General features: G+C 63.2%; 15 protein-coding genes. 7 read left to right on the top strand and 8 right to left on the bottom strand.

Annotated features, from left to right (window positions below):
* The first annotated feature begins 49 nt into the window (after nucleotides 1–49).
* Both AC57B6_RS34775 and AC57B6_RS34770 read left to right on the top strand, forming a co-directional pair.
* A complete protein-coding gene (locus AC57B6_RS34775; protein WP_183797782.1) occupies nucleotides 50–784 on the top strand; it encodes an SDR family oxidoreductase in 735 nt (244 codons plus the stop codon).
* Nucleotides 785–940: 156 nt separating this feature from the next.
* Entirely contained in the window at nucleotides 941–1,696 is a 756-nt protein-coding gene (locus AC57B6_RS34770) for a TetR/AcrR family transcriptional regulator (RefSeq protein WP_106355032.1), read from the top strand.
* Here AC57B6_RS34770 and AC57B6_RS34765 read toward each other — a convergent pair.
* Nucleotides 1,652–3,298, bottom strand: coding sequence for a phytoene desaturase family protein (locus AC57B6_RS34765; RefSeq protein WP_028198116.1), 1,647 nt, complete (start codon nucleotides 3,296–3,298; stop codon nucleotides 1,652–1,654). The two genes, AC57B6_RS34770 and AC57B6_RS34765, sit on opposite strands and share 45 nt — an antisense overlap.
* Nucleotides 3,299–3,492: 194 nt before the next feature.
* On the opposite strand from AC57B6_RS34765, the gene AC57B6_RS34760 reads away from it, so the two are divergent.
* Entirely contained in the window at nucleotides 3,493–4,770 is a 1,278-nt protein-coding gene (locus AC57B6_RS34760) for a cytochrome P450 (protein WP_028198117.1), read from the top strand.
* Nucleotides 4,771–4,855: 85 nt separating this feature from the next.
* Here AC57B6_RS34760 and AC57B6_RS34755 read toward each other — a convergent pair whose 3' ends face one another.
* From AC57B6_RS34755 to AC57B6_RS34725, 7 genes are all read right to left on the bottom strand, one after another.
* The gene (locus AC57B6_RS34755; protein ID WP_028198118.1) at nucleotides 4,856–5,179 is read right to left on the bottom strand and encodes a 2Fe-2S iron-sulfur cluster-binding protein; all 324 of its coding nucleotides are present in this window, start codon (nucleotides 5,177–5,179) and stop codon (nucleotides 4,856–4,858) included.
* Between the two features lie 76 nt (nucleotides 5,180–5,255).
* Nucleotides 5,256–6,380, bottom strand: a complete 1,125-nt coding sequence (locus AC57B6_RS34750; protein WP_030102795.1) for an acyl-CoA dehydrogenase family protein — start codon at nucleotides 6,378–6,380, stop codon at nucleotides 5,256–5,258.
* Nucleotides 6,381–6,455: 75 nt separating this feature from the next.
* Nucleotides 6,456–7,259 carry a crotonase/enoyl-CoA hydratase family protein gene (locus AC57B6_RS34745; RefSeq protein ID WP_496423032.1) on the bottom strand — a complete coding sequence of 268 codons (804 nt, stop codon included), beginning with the start codon at nucleotides 7,257–7,259 and terminating at the stop codon, nucleotides 6,456–6,458.
* Nucleotides 7,256–8,347 (bottom strand): acyl-CoA dehydrogenase family protein, encoded by a 1,092-nt coding sequence (locus AC57B6_RS34740; protein ID WP_496423031.1) that lies wholly within the window; start codon nucleotides 8,345–8,347, stop codon nucleotides 7,256–7,258. Before AC57B6_RS34740 ends, AC57B6_RS34745 begins: the two co-directional genes overlap by 4 nt.
* A gap of 5 nt (nucleotides 8,348–8,352) precedes the next feature.
* Nucleotides 8,353–9,501, bottom strand: a complete 1,149-nt coding sequence (locus AC57B6_RS34735) for an acyl-CoA dehydrogenase family protein (protein WP_030102798.1) — start codon at nucleotides 9,499–9,501, stop codon at nucleotides 8,353–8,355.
* A 195-nt stretch (nucleotides 9,502–9,696) separates the two neighbouring features.
* Nucleotides 9,697–11,010 carry an amidohydrolase family protein gene (locus AC57B6_RS34730; RefSeq protein ID WP_028198123.1) on the bottom strand — a complete coding sequence of 438 codons (1,314 nt, stop codon included), beginning with the start codon at nucleotides 11,008–11,010 and terminating at the stop codon, nucleotides 9,697–9,699.
* A 324-nt stretch (nucleotides 11,011–11,334) separates the two neighbouring features.
* A complete protein-coding gene (locus AC57B6_RS34725; protein ID WP_081923097.1) occupies nucleotides 11,335–12,183 on the bottom strand; it encodes an IclR family transcriptional regulator in 849 nt (282 codons plus the stop codon).
* 357 nt (nucleotides 12,184–12,540) lie between these two features.
* Between AC57B6_RS34725 and AC57B6_RS34720 the strand changes: the two genes are divergently transcribed.
* The 4 genes from AC57B6_RS34720 to AC57B6_RS34705 are packed head-to-tail and all read left to right on the top strand — an operon-like array spanning nucleotide 12,541 to nucleotide 15,432.
* On the top strand, nucleotides 12,541–12,771 hold the full coding sequence (locus AC57B6_RS34720) for a ferredoxin (protein WP_028198125.1): 231 nt from the start codon (nucleotides 12,541–12,543) through the stop codon (nucleotides 12,769–12,771).
* 21 nt (nucleotides 12,772–12,792) lie between these two features.
* Nucleotides 12,793–13,551: an SDR family NAD(P)-dependent oxidoreductase gene (locus tag AC57B6_RS34715; protein WP_046569613.1), complete on the top strand. Its 759-nt coding sequence runs from the start codon at nucleotides 12,793–12,795 to the stop codon at nucleotides 13,549–13,551.
* Nucleotides 13,552–13,594: 43 nt separating this feature from the next.
* Complete coding sequence (locus tag AC57B6_RS34710; RefSeq protein WP_496423030.1) at nucleotides 13,595–14,551, top strand: VOC family protein; 957 nt, start codon at nucleotides 13,595–13,597, stop codon at nucleotides 14,549–14,551.
* Nucleotides 14,548–15,432: a fumarylacetoacetate hydrolase family protein gene (locus AC57B6_RS34705; protein WP_028198128.1), complete on the top strand. Its 885-nt coding sequence runs from the start codon at nucleotides 14,548–14,550 to the stop codon at nucleotides 15,430–15,432. Before AC57B6_RS34710 ends, AC57B6_RS34705 begins: the two co-directional genes overlap by 4 nt.
* Nucleotides 15,433–15,496 lie beyond the last annotated feature (64 nt).

The raw sequence follows: 15,496 nt of genomic DNA, 5'->3' as shown, positions 1-15,496 counted from the left end.
CGGTCGAGCCGCGCTTGCGCAATCAACTTTAACGGAAGGAGCGAAACCTATGAATTCGATGGACGGCAAGGTCATCATGATTACCGGGGCGAGCAGCGGCATCGGCGAGGCGACCGCCAGACGGCTGGTCCAGCAGGGCGCCAGACTCGTGTTGGGCGCACGGCGCACGGACCGCCTGAAGCATCTGACGGAGCAACTCGGCGGCGATGCCAACGTGTTGTGGGCCGCCACCGACGTCACGCAAGCTGCCGACCTGCAACAACTCGCAGAGAAGGGGCGCGAGCGGTTTGGCCACATCGACGTGCTCGTCAACAATGCCGGCATCATGCCCGTATCGATGATCGCGCAAGGCTGCGTGGACGACTGGAACCGCATGATCGACGTGAACATCAAGGGCGTGCTGTACGGCATTCATGCCGTGCTCGGCGGCATGCTGGAGCAGGGCTCGGGACATGTGATCAATATTTCATCGGTGGCGGGATTGACGGTGGGGCCAGGCGGCGCCGTCTATTCGGCGACCAAGTTCGCGGTGCGTGCGATCAGCGAGGGTTTGCGTCAGGAATGCGCGGGCAAGGTGCGCGTGACCTCGATCTGCCCAGGTCTCGTCGCGAGCGAGCTCACCGACAGCATCACGGTGCCGGCTTTCCGCGAGCGCGCGCAAAAACTGTTCGAGGGCGCCATGTCACCGGACGTGATCGCCGACGCTATCGTCTATGCGATTGCGCAACCGGAACATGTTGCGGTCAACGAGATCGTCGTGCGGCCGCTCTCGCAAAGTTTCTGAAGCGGAGAATGATCGGCGGTGTGAGAACGAGTCGCCTTTTGCCGTCGATCAGCACTACAATGCATTAGCCGAACACCGCTGCGGATTGCGCCGGGCAACGCGCATTCAACCGCATCGGCGGTGCTTCGTTTTCCCTGCATCGTGTGCCGCCTACCCATGCCTTTGACGCTTACCGATACCGCTGCGCCTGCTACGTCCGCAGCACTCGCGTCGCCCTCGCGAAAGCGGGCCACGCTCAGCCGTCTATTGAAGGAGGCACGCATCGCGTTTTCGGAGAAGGGCCTCGCTGGCGCGCGGGTAGACGATATCGCGCGGGCAGCGGGCGTGACCAAGCAGCTCGTCTATCACTATTTCAGCAGCAAGGAACAGTTGTTCGCCAGCGTGCTCGACGAGTCCGCGCAAGACGTACTGGCCGATCTGCTGGCGCTCGAACTCGATCACCTGCCGCCGGTGGAGGCATTGCGGGTTTTTCTGCAACACGCGATCGATCAATACCGGCTCGACCCGACGCTGGGCTCCCTCGCGCAGGAGAGCCTGCGCTTTCACGAGCACCACACGCACCCCGTCGAACGCAACCGTTTCGTCGATCTGGCGCCCGCACTGGTCGCGCAAATGGAGCGTATCCTGCAGCGCGGGGCGGCGAGCGGCGAATTCCGTGAAGGTGTGGATGCGCGCATGTTCTACGCCGCGTGCGCCCTGCTGACTACCGGCGGCTTCACCAATCACTACACCGTGTCGGCGGTGGCGGGGTTCGATACGACATCCGCCGCGGGTGCGGCGGCGTGGCGCGAATTCTCGGTGGACTTCGTGCTTTCCACGTTGCTCGCCGGCGACCGGCCGCCGCTGAAGCGGCCGGCTTCGACGGCTTTAGCAGACGCCCCACGCGGCCAGAATCGCCATCACGAAGCTTGATTGGGTTGTGCCGCGCCGCTCGGCTTTGCCGAGATAGCGTTGCACGCGTTGCGCGGCGATGCGTCCCGGCATGCCGTTCACGCCGCCGCCCGGATGAATGCCGGCGCCCCCGAAGTACAAACCGCGTACCGGCAACGTCGCGCCACCCAGCCCGTAGGCAGGCCGGAATTTGTTCGAGCGCATCGTGCTGGTGTCGATATGCACCACGCAACCGTTGACGGTGTTAAGCCGCTGCGTGAAGTCGGGCGCTGCCTCCATGCGGCGGGCAATCTCATACTCTTTCAGACCGTCCACGTACTCGCTCGCCTGGTCGATGACCTGCTGCGTGACGCGTTCGCGAATCGCATGCCAGCCTTCGCGTGGCTGGGTCGGCATGGCAGGCGGGTAAAGATACACCGTGTCCTGTCCAGCAGGCGCCTGTGACGGATCGACTGCGCTCGGCGCCGTGATCGTCAGATAGGGCAGGGTCGGAACTTCTCCACGCGCCGAAGCACGGAAGTTTTCCAGCACCGCCTCCGTGGTGCCGATCAGCAAGCAGCTCCTGCGCAGATCGAGGCCGTCGCCGCGCTTCGCCTCGAAGCGCTTGAGCGATATCTGGCCGCGAAGTGCCATGTCGACCTTCAGCGGCGACGCGCCGTGCGCATTGGCCGGTGCATGCGCCATGCGCGTCAGCAGGCGCTTGTCGACCCGGCCAGGCGTAACCAGTTCGAGCGCGACCTTGGGGTGACAGCTCGCGATGACCGCATGCGCATAGAACGTGCGGCCGTCGGCGAGACGTACGCCACGCGCCGCGTGGTCGTCCGCGATAATCTCCGCGACGCTTGCCGAGGTCATGACTTCGCCGCCCAGTTCGCGCAGCCGCGCGGCCATCGCATTGGACAAAGTCTGCATGCCGCCCACCACGCGGCCCACGCCGAAGCGGTGCAAAAAACCGAGCAGTGCGTAATAGATGCCGCTGCCGTCTGCCGTGATGGGACCGGCGAGGCCGGTCAGGCAACACATCGCGGAGATCGTCACCGGGTGTTCGAAATGCTCCTGCGCAGCCTGATAAGCCGAGCCGGTGAGCAGCGCCATCAGTTCGGGTTTCAGCTTGCGATTGCGCAGCGCCGCCTTGAAGGCCGCGAATTTCGCGCCGAGGTTTTTATCCGCCGGGTCGACGCGCATCATCGGCACCGCCATGTCGATGAAAGCGAATACGACCTTGATGAAGGAGAGAAACGCGTCGGCGTCTTTCGGGCTGTAGCGGCGAATCTCGGCTGCGGTCTTTTCCGGGTCGCGCCAGAACACCAGTGAGGTGCCATCCGGATGCAAATAGACGTACCCCGGTGTCAGTTCGATCTGGCGAAAGCCGTGCCGTTCGAGCTGCAATTCGGCCGGCACGCGCGGATGCACGCGCATCGACATCATGTCGAGCGCACACGGATGAACCATGTGCTGTGGCGCGCCTTCCAGCAGATAACCGGACGAAGCCATGCCCCCCACCTTGTCGAGCGCTTCGAGCACCAGCACCTGCTTGCCCGCCTCGGCGAGATAGCAGCCCGCCGATAGCCCGTTGTGGCCGCCGCCGACGATCAACGCGTCATAAGTCTTTTCTGTTGCCATGTGTCTCCGTCCTTTTTGTTGTCAGGGTGCATGGGCGTTTGCGTCGATCGCAGTGCGCGCCTTTTGTCTTGCCTCCGTGCCTTAAGTGGATCACAATCGACAAATCTGTTCAATATAATGCGCTGACTGCGGGTCAAACGGTTATCAGGCCGATCCCTGGGTCCGCGCGCCGAATATCAACGATGGAGACAGGCATGAGCACACCCGCCGCAACAACTTCGCTCGAGAGCGCCTTCGCGGGCGTCGCGGATAACTACAAAGGTAGCGACGTCGATCTGCATGCGATTTATCGTGACATGCGCCGCAATTCGCCGGTCATCGCGGAAGACTTCATGGCGCGCCTCGGCGTACCCAACATTGCCGGTCTGGACGCAAACCGGCCGACGTTTACGCTGTTCAAGTACAAGGACGTGATGTCGGTGTTGCGCGACGCCACCCACTTCACGAGCGGCTTTATCGCCGAGGGGCTCGGTGCGTTTTTTGACGGCCTGATCCTCACCGGAATGGACGGTGAAGCGCATCGCCGCGCTCGCTCGCTGTTGCAGCCGGTCTTCATGCCCGACGTGGTGAACCGCTGGCGCGAGACGAAAATGGCGCCGATCGTGCGCAGCGAATATATCGAGCCGATGGTGCCGAAGCGCCGTGCCGATCTGATGGATTTCGGTCTGCATTTCCCGATCCGTTTGATCTATTCGCTGATCGGTTTTCCTGACAATCGTCCGGAACAGATCGAGCAATACGCCGCATGGGCGCTGGCGATTCTGGCGGGCCCGCAAGTCGATGCCGAAAAAGCCGCCCAGGCGCGCAAGGCGGCGATGGAAGCCGCTCAGGCGCTCTACGACGCGGTCAAGCTCGAAGTGATTGAAGTGCGCAAGAACGGCGCGCAAGGCGACGACCTGATTAGCCGGCTGATCCGCGCGGAGTATGAAGGGCGCTCTCTGGACGACCACGAGGTAGCGACTTTCGTGCGCTCATTGCTGCCGGCGGCAGGTGAGACCACCACACGCACGTTCGGCTCGCTGATGGTGGCCTTGCTGGAACGGCCGGAACTGCTCGAACGGGTGCGGGCGGATCGCAGCCTCGTGCCGAAAGCGATCGATGAAGCCGTGCGTTTCGAGCCGGTCGCGACGTTCAAGGTGCGCCAGGCGGCACAGGACACGGAGATCGGCGGCTTTCGCATTCCGAAGGGCGCGATGGTGCAATGTATCGTGTCGTCGGCGAATCGCGATGAGGAGGTGTTCGAGAACAGTGAGAGCTTCGATATCGATCGCAAGCTCAAGCCGTCGTTTGGCTTCGGCTTTGGTCCGCACATGTGCATCGGGCAGTTCATCGCCAAGGTCGAACTCGCGGTGGCGGTGAATACCATCCTCGACCTGCTGCCGAACCTGCGGCTCGATCCGGAGATGCCGAGGCCGCGGATTGTCGGTGCCCAGTTGCGTGGCCCGCACGCACTGCATGTGATCTGGGACTGACACAAGAATTGACGCAAGAACGCGCGTCGAAGCAAGAAAGGCGACCCTCAAGTCGCCTTTCTGACTGCCCAAAGAAGATCGCCGCTCAGATCTGCGAAGCGGGCAGATGCACGACAAGACCGTCGAGTTCCGCGCTCATGGTCAGCATGCACGACAGGCGGCTATTTGCCCTGCGCGGCTCGGCGGTGCTGTCGAGCATCGCATCTTCCATATCGTCGATCGGCGGCAATCTGTCTTGCCACGCCTGTTCGACGAACACGTGGCAGGTGCAGCATTGGCATGCACCGCCGCAGTCGCCGTTGATCCCGGCGATGTTGCGTTCGAGCGCGCTTTGCATCACCGTCGCGCCAACGGCTGCATCGACGTCGATGCGTGTGCCGTCGTGCATGATGTATGAGAGTCTTGGCATGGTTGTCTCCTCTATAGCGTTGTTGATGCGCCGGTTTTCGATTCGTGCGGGTCCGCGTGCAACGTGAATGGCAGACCTATAGCGACCGGCTGATGATTTCCTTCATGATTTCCGAGGTGCCGCCGTAAATTCGCGCCACCCGCGCATCGACCCATGCCTTACCGATCCGGTACTCGCTCATATAGCCGTAACCGCCGTGCAATTGCAGCATTTCGTCGAGCAGCTTGCCTTGCAATTCGGAGCCGACCAGTTTGCACATCGCGCCGACCTCGGCACTCAGTTCGCCGCGCATCGCGCGGCCGAGGCAGTCGTCGACGAATGCGCGCAGCATGGTGGCTTGCGCCTTGACTTCGGCCAGCTTGAAGCGCGTGTTCTGAAAATCGAAGACGGGTTTGCCGAACACGCGCCGGTCACGGGTGTACTGAATGGTCTCTTCGAGCAAGGCCTCGATCGAGGCTGCCGCGCGAATCCCGATGATGGTGCGTTCCCATGCGAGCTGATGGGTCAGGTAACCGAAGCCCTTGTTTTCCTCACCGAGCCGGTTGCCGACCGGCACGCGCACGTTGTCGAAAAAGAGTTCGGACGTATCCTGTCCTTTGAGACCGATCTTCTCCAGCAGCTTGCCTTTGGAAAAGCCTTCGGTGTCTTCTTCGACGCAGACAAGGGTGAGGTCGCGCGATTGCGGATCGAGCTTGGTCGCCGTGACGACAAGGCCGGCGTTGCCGCCGTTGGTGATGAACGTCTTCTGTCCGTTGATCACGTAGTGGTCGCCTTCGCGGCGCGCGCCGGTGCGCATCGAGCGCAGATCGCTGCCGATGCCCGGCTCGCTCATGGCGATCACGCCGATCAGTTCGCCGCTCGCCATGCGCGGCAGCCAGCGTTGTTTCTGTTCTTCGCTGCCATATGCGACGAGGTAGGGCGCGACGATCTCCGAGTGCGTCGTAAAACCGATGGCCGTGGCGTTGACGCGCGCCAGTTCCTCGATCATCACCGCGGAATGGCCGAAGTCGCCGCCGCTGCCGCCATACTCCTCGGGCACGGTCGAGCACAGCAAACCGATTTCGCCGGCCTTGCGCCAGAGCGATTTCGGCACGATGCCGGCCTGTTCCCACGCGTGCAGATTCGGCACGATTTCGGTTTCGATAAAGCGCCGGGCCTGCTCGCGAAATAATTCGTGGTCTTCCCTGAAAACGGTCCGCATGGTCATGTCCTGCGATTGTCGCTCTGCGTTTGGATGGAGTGGGGGGGCGTTAGTGTGCGTGACGTGTCTGCCCGTTCATCTGTCCATGTAGCGGGGTGGGCGTTTGTCGAGAAACGCGTTGACCGCTTCCAGATGATCTTCGGTGTGATGCGCAAGCGCCTGATAGGCGGCGGACAACTCCAGCAACGAATCGAGCCGCATATGCTGGCCTTCGCGCAAGAGCCGTTTGGTCAGACGTAGCGCGTGCGACGGGTTGGCCGCGATGCGCTGCGCCATGGCGTGGCAATGCGCGACCAGCGAGTCAGCCGCGACGACCTCGGCCACCAGTCCCCATTCGAGCGCTTTGGCCGCATCGATCGTGTCGCCCGTGAACGACATCACGCTGGCGCGCTGCATGCCGATCACGCGCGGCAGCAACCATGCGCCGCCGTCGCCCGGCACGATGCCGACCTTCACGAAGCTCTCCGCGAACAGCGCTTTCTCCGAGGCGATGCGAATGTCGCACATGCAGGCGAGATCGAGCCCCGCGCCGATCGCGGGACCGTTGATGGCGGCGATCACCGGCACGTCGAGCTCATACAGCGCGAGCGGGATGCGCTGGATCGTATTGCGGTAGCTGTCGCGCACTTCCTGGGGTGAACCGGCGAAGATGCCGCCGCGCTCGCGCATGTCTTTTACGTTACCACCGGCGCAAAACGCGCTGCCTGCGCCGGTCAGGACGAGTGCTTTAATGGTGCGATCGCGGCGCACCTGCTGGCACAGATCGACCAGCTCATCCATCTGCGCGGGTTCGGACAGTGCGTTGCGCGTCTCTGGACGGTTCAGGCACACGGTCAGCACGGCGCCCTCGCGTTCGACGTTGAGAAAGGCTTCGCTCATGCCGCGACTCCTTGCAGTTGCGCCGCTGCTGCGGGCCGCTCGAGCGTCGCGAGACGCCCTGCGCTCAGCGCCGGCCATAATCCTGCGGAGCCGGCCGCGCATACGGCGGCGCCGAGCCGTTGCGCCCACATGGTCGCGTTGCCGAATTCGCTGCGCCATGACCACAACCGCCGGGTCGAGTGATGCAGCGCATGTTCATGGGTGAAGCCGATCGCGCCATGCACCGTATGCGCCGCTGCCGCCGCGAAACTCGCTGCCTCGGCGCTGCACACTTTGGCTGCGGCGATCGGCAGCGCGGCGAAGCCGCCGGCGCCGTCGAGCGATGCGCTGAACGCGCACTCGGCGGCCACCGCTGCCGCCGCGGCATGTTCGGAGAGGACGGCGATCTGTTGTTGCAGCGCCTGAAATGCGCCGATCGGCTTGCCGAATTGCACGCGTTCGGTGGCATAGAGAACCGTCTGGTCGAGCACGGTCTGCACTGCACCTGCGATCTGCGCGCTGCGCAGCATCGCCGCGCCCAACTGCAGCGCGTCGGCCTGCAGATCGGTGGCTAAGGGCACGCAGCTCACACAGGCGGCGCGCTCGAAATGCAGATCGTCGCGCGGTTCGCCGGCCGTGTTCAGCCGCAATGTCGTCCGTGCATCGGCAGCGTCGAGCAGCACCAGCGCCGGCTCCTTGCCTGCGGTAATTGCAACTACGTGGCCGACGTGACGGCCCCAGGGTACGTCCAGCAAGGTGCCGCTCACGCGCGCCTGTTGCAGCGTCACCGAGCCGCCACCCGCGATGCCGAGCGGTGCGTTGATTGCTTCGAGCCCGCATTCGCCGAGCAGCGCATTGGCCAGCAGCGTTTCGGCGAGCGGCAAGGGCAGGTTGTGACGGCCCGCCGCGCGCACGACCACGAACAGGTCGGCCCAGCTCGCGCCGGCGCCACCTTGCGCTTCTGAAGCGGCCGCCACGGCAAAACCGGATTCTTCGATGGCGCTCCACACAGGCGCCGGCCAGGCGCCCCCTTCACTGTCGCGCAGCACCTCGGGAGTGACGGTGTCACCGAGCAGGCGCTCGATAGTGGATTCGAAAATTTCTCTCATGACGATTACCGCAGTCCAAGTCCGCGCGCGATGATGCCGCGCAGGATTTCGCGCGTGCCGCCGCGCAGTGAAAAGGAAGGCGCCATCTGCATCAGATAGGCGAGTACTTGTGCATGGTCGCTGCCGCCGCCGGTGCTGGGCAGCGTATCGAGCAGCAATTGCGCGACTTCGGGAATCTCCTGTTCGAAGGTCGTGCCGAGATCCTTGACGCACGACGCGGCCCACGCGGGGTTGTGCCCGGCCGCAAGTTCTGCGGTGACCGAGAGCGACATCTGCCGTAATGTAAAGAGCCGCGCTGTCAGGCGGCCGATTTCGCGCGCCTGCAACGCATCCGGGCGACGGCCGATCGCATCGATCAGCGTATGCAGCAACGCGATGCTGCTGAGAAAGCGTTCGGGCCCACTGCGCTCGAACGCGAGTTCAGCGGTGACCTGGTCCCATCCCTGGCCCTCTGTGCCAACCAGCGCATCGGCGGCGAGCTCGACATCGTCGAAGAACACTTCGTTGAAGTGCTCGCCGCCGGCGAGGTCCCGGATCGGGCGGATCGTCACCCCCGGCGCTTTCAGGTCGATGATGAATTGCGACATGCCCTCGTGGCGTGCGCTGGATTTTTCGCCGGTGCGCACGAGCGCGATCATGTAGTGCGAGTAATGCGCGTTGGTGGTCCACAGTTTGTGGCCATTGAGCAGCCAGCCGTTGCCTTTGCGTTCGGCACGCGTGCGGATCGACGCGAGGTCCGATCCGGAATTCGGCTCGCTCATGCCGATGCAAAAATAGCTTTCGCCGCGGCAGATCGCCGGCAGGTAGCGCTCGCGCTGCGCTTCGGTCCCGTAGCGCAGCAGCAGCGGAGCGCTCTGGCGATCGGCGATCCAATGCGCGGATACGGGCGCGCCTGCCGCGAGCAGTTCTTCGATCACGACATAGCGCGCAAACGGGCCGGCCTCGCTGCCGCCATAGCGTTTGGGCAGCGCCATGCCGAGCCAGCCGCGCCGGCCGAGCTCGCGGCTGAACTCGGGATCGGCGCCCATCCACGACTCGGCACGCTTGAGCGGCGAGCGCGTTTTCAAGGTGTCGGCCAGGAACTCGCGCACCTGCTCGCGCAGCGGCTCGGCGTCGGTGGGAATGCGGTGATAACGAAAGGCGGTAGCGGACATAGTTCGGATGGGACGCAAAGGAGCGGGCAGCGGGTCGCGCCGATCATGGCCGAGGATGTCGAGCGCATTCGAGTACATGTGGCAGGCCGCACCGGCCGCATCGCTCGTCTGAACCCGAAGCCGATACGTGCGGCGCGGCCCGATTTGTGTTGCAGACGCCGCGGCGGCGTGCTGCCGCGGCGTGAGTGGACCGCTTTACAGCGCGGCCTGTGCGTCGGCGGCGGCGAACATCCGGTTGATGTCGCCGGAGGTCACCGGCTTGTTCGGATCGCGCACCGGCGCGGCACCGCCCATGCCGAGCGCGGGCTCGATGCTCACGTGCTTCGCTTTGGCGCGCAGCGCACCGACCGTGCAGTTTTCGCGGCCGAGGATCGCGAACGGATCATAGGAGAACTCGCGCATCGCATTCAGGTGGGTGATCTTGTTGATCACTTCGTCGGACACGTTTTGCGCCTGCGCCTGTTCCCAGAACACGTCGGCCGAATTCGGCCACGTGCAGTCGGAGTGCGGGTAATCGCATTCCCAGGTGACTTTGTCGAGGTTGATCGAATCGAGGTTCTTCAGGCCGAACTGATCTTCGATGAAGCAGGTGATGATGTGCTCGTTGAAGATGTCGCTCGGCATCTTTCCGCCGAAGTTCGACATGGTCCACGCATGATGGTGACGATGCGTGAAATCAGCGCGTTCGAGCAGATACGGAATCCAGCCGATGCCGCCTTCCGACAGCGCCATGCGCAGCGTCGGGTATTTCTTCCACATCGGCCCCCAGATCCAGTCCGCGGCCGAATTGGCGATCGAGATCGGCATGGAGGTGATCCACGCGTCGATCGGCGATTCGTCGGAAGCGTGGTCGGCTTTCGCGCCAGTGCCGATATGGCAGCAGATCACCACGTTGTTGTCCGCACAGGCTTTATAGACCGGATCCCAGTGGTCGTTATGGATCGACGGGTAGCCGTGCAGCGACGGGTTGTCCGAAAGCGAGAGGGCATGTACGCCCTGTTTGGCCATCCGTTCGATTTCGGCTGCGGCGGCTTGCGGATCCCACCATGGCGTGATCATCAACGGCATGAAGCGGCCCGGTGCGGCGTTGCACCAATCGTGCAGATGCCAGTCGTTATAGGCCTGAATGGCTGCGAGCGATACGCCGCGATCCGCGTAGGTCTGAAAGCGCTGACCGGCGAAGCCGGGGAACGTCGGAAAGCACAGCGAGCCCAGGACGCCGTTGGCGTTCATGTCGTCGACGCGGGCTTTGATGTCCCAGGTGCCGCGGCGCATATGCTCATAGCCGAGCGGTTCCATGCCGTACTCTTCCTTCGGCCGGCCCACGACGGAATTGAGGCCCATATAGCCGGTGGCCTTTTCTTCGAATTCCCAAACATCGCGGCCACTGCGTTGCACGACTTTCGGTTCGCGGCCCTTGTATTTGGCGGGCATGTGGCGCGCGAAAGCGTTAGGCGGCTCGATCGCGTGATCGTCTACGCTGACGAGAATGAGGTCTTCCAGTTTCATCGGGGGTCCCCGTAGTGAAGGGCTCACCTGCGATTCGGCGAGCCGGGTTTGGAGCGAGTTGGTATTGAGATAGTAGATAACAAGTTGAACACAATCAACGATAATGTTCACTTAAAAGCCGTCGGCGCAGCTTTTTTAGGGTTTACAGGGAGAAGGATGAGGGGATTTTTCGCGAACGGCGTGCGCTGTCGGCGCGTTCGCGGCGCAGGGGCTGCGCTGAGTTTGCGCTGAGTTTGTGTTGAGTTTGCGTGCGGAAAGTGCCGTTAGAGGCGAAGGTGACGCGGGGAGGGGACTCGAACCCCTACACCTCGCGCAAATACGGAATCAGAACAGGACCGACTCAAGCCGGTGAGCCAGATCGCGAACCGCCTCGCCAAGCGCATCCACTTGCGCCTCGCCGCGATCACCTCGAATCATGACCGTAGAGACGGTAAACGCGATGTTGTCGCTCTTGTCGCAGACAGCAGCGGCAATCGCCATCACGCCGGTAGCGAAGTACCCATCGTCACTGGCCCAGCCGCGCCGCCGCGCGCGATTCACCTCGCGCAAATAGGTCTCGAGCGAGATGGGCCGCGCCCAGCGCAACTGTTCAAATTCCTCCCGCAACTGCTCATCGGTGAGCCCGAGGCGCGCGGCGAACAGGCGTCCGCTGGCCCCCATCAGAATGGGCAGCCGCTGGCCGGCCGGCATATCGATGTGCAAATCCGTCGGACTCGATTCGGAGCTCACCAGCACGATCCGGTCCGCGCCGAGCCGGCGCCACAAGGTCACGGTGACGCCGAACTCCGCGGCAAGATCCTGCATCAGCGGCGCGGCCAGTTGCAGCCGCTGCCCCTGCGTGACCAGCTGCTCGACCAGTCGCGCTAACCCGAGGCCTGCCGAATACGTTTTCGACAATGCGTTGAAATCGACCACGTCCTCGGCGACGAGTGTGCGCAGAATATTGAAGCAGGTGCTCGGATTGATCGACAGATGCCGTGCGATGTCAGCGGCTCGCTCCGGCGCACCTGTCTGGGTGAGATAACGCAGGATACGGATTGCATTCGCAACGGGCTTTACCGTAACTGCGCTCGTTGCGCCACGGCTTTTCGGCGCTGGATCAGCGGAGCGGCGCGCCACGCTCGCTCGGGTTCCTACGGACTCGCTTGCAGCAGTGTTCTTCTTTGTCGTCATGGGTGGCGGTCTCTTGGTTGCCGTCCGGGCACTGGCACGTGCCGTTCATTTTCTATTCTCGCCCGTAAGAAACGCGGCGCCAAAGGGTGTTCACGGTGTTCCGGAAGCGCTCCGGAATCGTTCTACGGGCAGTGATTATATTCTGTAGCCAGAATAGTCCCGGCGCAAAGCCTTTGTTCATAGTGGCTTACCCGATCAAACCGGCGCGATCGCCGCTTCGATAATCGACGGCCCACGACCTCCATCTACTCTTGCAGCCAGGGTCAACCCGGACCATAAAATAAACACAATCATAAAATCTGTGCATATAATTTCCAGCCAATGGCCCTGGATGGCCAAGCGTCCAAAGGAGGAGACATGAATTCGGAAATCAAGGCATCAGTGGTGCTGCGCGTAAGCGCCGATCGGAGCCGCTGCTGCGGGTATGGCCTGTGCGCGCAACTGTGTCCGCAGGTCTATAAGCTCGATCAGGACGGCCTCGTTTATCTCGAAGCGGAGACGATTCCCGCCGAACTCGAGGCTGACGCACGCGAAGGCGCGGCCGCCTGTCCCGCCGAGGCGCTGAGCGTCGAAGCGATCGCGGGCTGAGCCAACCGGAGAACGCATCATATGGGACGGCTCGAAGGAAAGGTCGCGCTGATCAGCGGCACCGGCGGCGGCCAGGGCAGGGCAGCCGCGCTGCGCTTCGCACGGGAAGGCGCCAGGGTGTTCGGCTGCGATCTGAACGCGGCGGCGCAGCAGGAAACCCTCGCACTGCTGCACGGCGAGGGCCTCGACATGGCCGGCATGGGCAGCGTCGATCTGGGCGATCCACAAGGCGCCCAGGCGTGGATTGAAGACGCGATTGCCACTTACGGGCGCATCGACATTCTGTACAACAACGCGTCGGCGGCGCGCTTCGGTCCGGTCAGCGAGATGTCGGTGGACGACTGGCGCTACACGCTGCGCAATGAACTGGACATCGTGTTCTATCCGACGCGCTTTGCGTGGCGCCATCTCGCGGAACGAGGCGGCGTGATCGTCAATATCTCGTCGGTGGCGGCCTGGGGCGCCTCGGCGGCGACCGGTATCGGTGCGCATTCGGCAGCGAAGGCCGGCGTGGTTGCCCTCACGCGGCAACTCGCCGTGGAAGGCGTCAAACACCGGATTCGCGCCGTGAGCATCAGCCCGGGTGTGGTCGTCACACCCGGCACCAGGCCGTTCCTCGATAACCCGGCCACGCGTTCGATGCTGCTCGCCGGCATCCCGATGGAACGCGCCGGCGAAGCGGAAGAAATCGTCGCCGCAGCTTTGTTCGTGGCATCGGACGAAGCCTCGTACATCACCGGCACCGACATCGTCGTGGACGGCGGCATGCTCGCGCTGTAACGGCGCAACGCATGCCTGACAGATCACCCTATCAGGAGACGTCGTGGATATTATCGGCATCGGCTACCTCGGCTTCGAGACAGCCAACATGGATGAGTGGCGCACGTACGGCCCCGAAGTATTGGGTTTGCAAATCGGCGCGTCGCCAGAAGCGGATCGCGATTCGCTGTACTTCCGGATGGACGACCGGCGTCACCGCTTCGCGTTTCATCCGGGCAAGGTCGACCGGCTCGCGTATATCGGCTGGGAAGCGCGCGGCAAGCTCGAATTTCAGGCGGCTGTCGCGCGGCTGCGCGAAGCGGGTGTTGAAGTAACGCAGGGCGACGCGGAACTGCGAGGCGTGCGCGACGTGGTGCGTTTTCGCGATCCGGTCGGCTATCAGCATGAACTGTTCTACGCGCAGAAATGGATGCCGCGCTCGTTCATTCCAGGCCGTCCGCACGGCGGCTTCAATGCCGGCGCGCGAGGTCTCGGCCACATCGTAGTGATCACGCCGGAGTTTCCGCTGGAGCTCGAACACTTCCTGACCGTGGTGATGGGCTTTCACTACTACGGCGCCGGAGCGGGCAAGGGCAAGACCGCGTTCTATCGCTCGAAACTGAACACCAGTACGAGTCACGACATTGCATACGGCCTCGGGCCGAACAAGATGGGCATCCAGCACATCGGGCTCTTCGTGAACAATTTGCGCGATGTGGGCGAGACCTACGACATCGTCAGGCAGCGCAAGCTACCGATGATGATGACACTCGGCCAGCACACGCAAGACCCGCACGTGTCGTTCTATCACTTCTCGCCGGGCGGTTTCGCATTCGAGATCATCACCGAACTCGAGCCCTGGCACGGTGACGGCTTTGAGTTGAATCCGGAAAAACTGAGCACGTGGGGCCACGAGCTGGTCGGCCCGATTCTGGGTCCCAGCGTGCGCACGCCGGAAGAAGTGATGGATGCCGAGGGTCTCGCGATTCTCGCCGCCAGACGTCAGTTGGCCGAATCGTGAAGCTCGCGAGAGTCCGCGACGCGGCGGGCGAGTGTTTCTGGGCTCAGGTCGATGAAAGCGCGCGCGAAGTGCAGCGCATTCGCGCGCCCTTCGAGGTATGGGCGCCGGTGGTCGCGGACCAGGGGGACGCGGCGCTCGAACTGGATGCACGCCGTTTGCCGCTCGCCGAATTGCAGCTGTGTCCACCGGTCAATCCCGGGGCTCGCGTGTTCGGTGTGGGTCTGAACTATCTGTCGCATCTGGTGCGGCTCGGCCGCAAGCAGGCGCCGCCGCATACGCTTGCCTATATCAAGCCGGCATCGGCGCTGGTGCCGCCGGGCGGCGAGATTCAGTATCCTGCCGTGACCAATCAGCTCGATTACGAAGTCGAACTGGTGGCGGTCGTCGCGCGTGCGTTCGGCGACGAGCCGCAGGCGAGCGCGTGCTTGCTCGGCTATACGGTGGGCAACGACATCAGCGCGCGGGATGCCGGCAAGCAGCTCGGTTCGCTCGACCTGTTCACGCAGAAAGCGCTCGACAGCACAGCGCCGATCGGGCCGTGGATCACCACACTCGATGAGTTCGGTGGCCCTGGCCAGCCGTGCGTAACGCTGAGCTTGCGTATCAACGGCGAGGAGCGTCAGCACGATACGACCGACCAGATGATTTTTCCGGTCGACGAATTGCTGAACTATGTGGATGCACGCATTGCCTTGCGTCCGGGCGATCTGGTCTTCACCGGCTCGACATGCGGGGTAGGGCTCGAAGACGGCCGCTTCCTGCAACCGGGGGACGTGATCGAAGCGCAGATCGAGCGCATCGGTGTGCTGCGCAACCGGATCGGAGCGAAGCGGGTACTCTCGCCGATGCGCGCTATTGGCCGGTTGGGGCGCGGTGAATAGACGAGTGCGATTGATCCGTGCATGAGGCAAGCGAAGCATCGTAATCGCACGGCGGCTCAGCACT

It is taken from the genome of Paraburkholderia sp. BGA-UO-ETr-F12 (assembly GCF_059567945.1).
This window is presented reverse-complemented; position numbering and strand designations above follow the sequence as displayed.

Bases quoted from the DNA above. Each gene is read 5' to 3' on its own strand.
- AC57B6_RS34715 (WP_046569613.1), top strand. From the start codon at position 12,793: ATGGGACGGCTCGAAGGAAAGGTCGCGCTGATCAGCGGCACCGGCGGC.
- AC57B6_RS34770 (WP_106355032.1), top strand. From the start codon at position 941: ATGCCTTTGACGCTTACCGATACCGCTGCGCCTGCTACGTCCGCAGCA.
- AC57B6_RS34725 (WP_081923097.1), bottom strand. From the start codon at position 12,183: ATGACGACAAAGAAGAACACTGCTGCAAGCGAGTCCGTAGGAACCCGA.
- AC57B6_RS34750 (WP_030102795.1), bottom strand. From the start codon at position 6,380: ATGCGGACCGTTTTCAGGGAAGACCACGAATTATTTCGCGAGCAGGCC.
- AC57B6_RS34765 (WP_028198116.1), bottom strand. From the start codon at position 3,298: ATGGCAACAGAAAAGACTTATGACGCGTTGATCGTCGGCGGCGGCCAC.
- AC57B6_RS34745 (WP_496423032.1), bottom strand. From the start codon at position 7,259: ATGAGCGAAGCCTTTCTCAACGTCGAACGCGAGGGCGCCGTGCTGACC.
- AC57B6_RS34720 (WP_028198125.1), top strand. From the start codon at position 12,541: ATGAATTCGGAAATCAAGGCATCAGTGGTGCTGCGCGTAAGCGCCGAT.
- AC57B6_RS34775 (WP_183797782.1), top strand. From the start codon at position 50: ATGAATTCGATGGACGGCAAGGTCATCATGATTACCGGGGCGAGCAGC.
- AC57B6_RS34735 (WP_030102798.1), bottom strand. From the start codon at position 9,501: ATGTCCGCTACCGCCTTTCGTTATCACCGCATTCCCACCGACGCCGAG.
- AC57B6_RS34730 (WP_028198123.1), bottom strand. From the start codon at position 11,010: ATGAAACTGGAAGACCTCATTCTCGTCAGCGTAGACGATCACGCGATC.
- AC57B6_RS34760 (WP_028198117.1), top strand. From the start codon at position 3,493: ATGAGCACACCCGCCGCAACAACTTCGCTCGAGAGCGCCTTCGCGGGC.
- AC57B6_RS34755 (WP_028198118.1), bottom strand. From the start codon at position 5,179: ATGCCAAGACTCTCATACATCATGCACGACGGCACACGCATCGACGTC.
- AC57B6_RS34740 (WP_496423031.1), bottom strand. From the start codon at position 8,347: ATGAGAGAAATTTTCGAATCCACTATCGAGCGCCTGCTCGGTGACACC.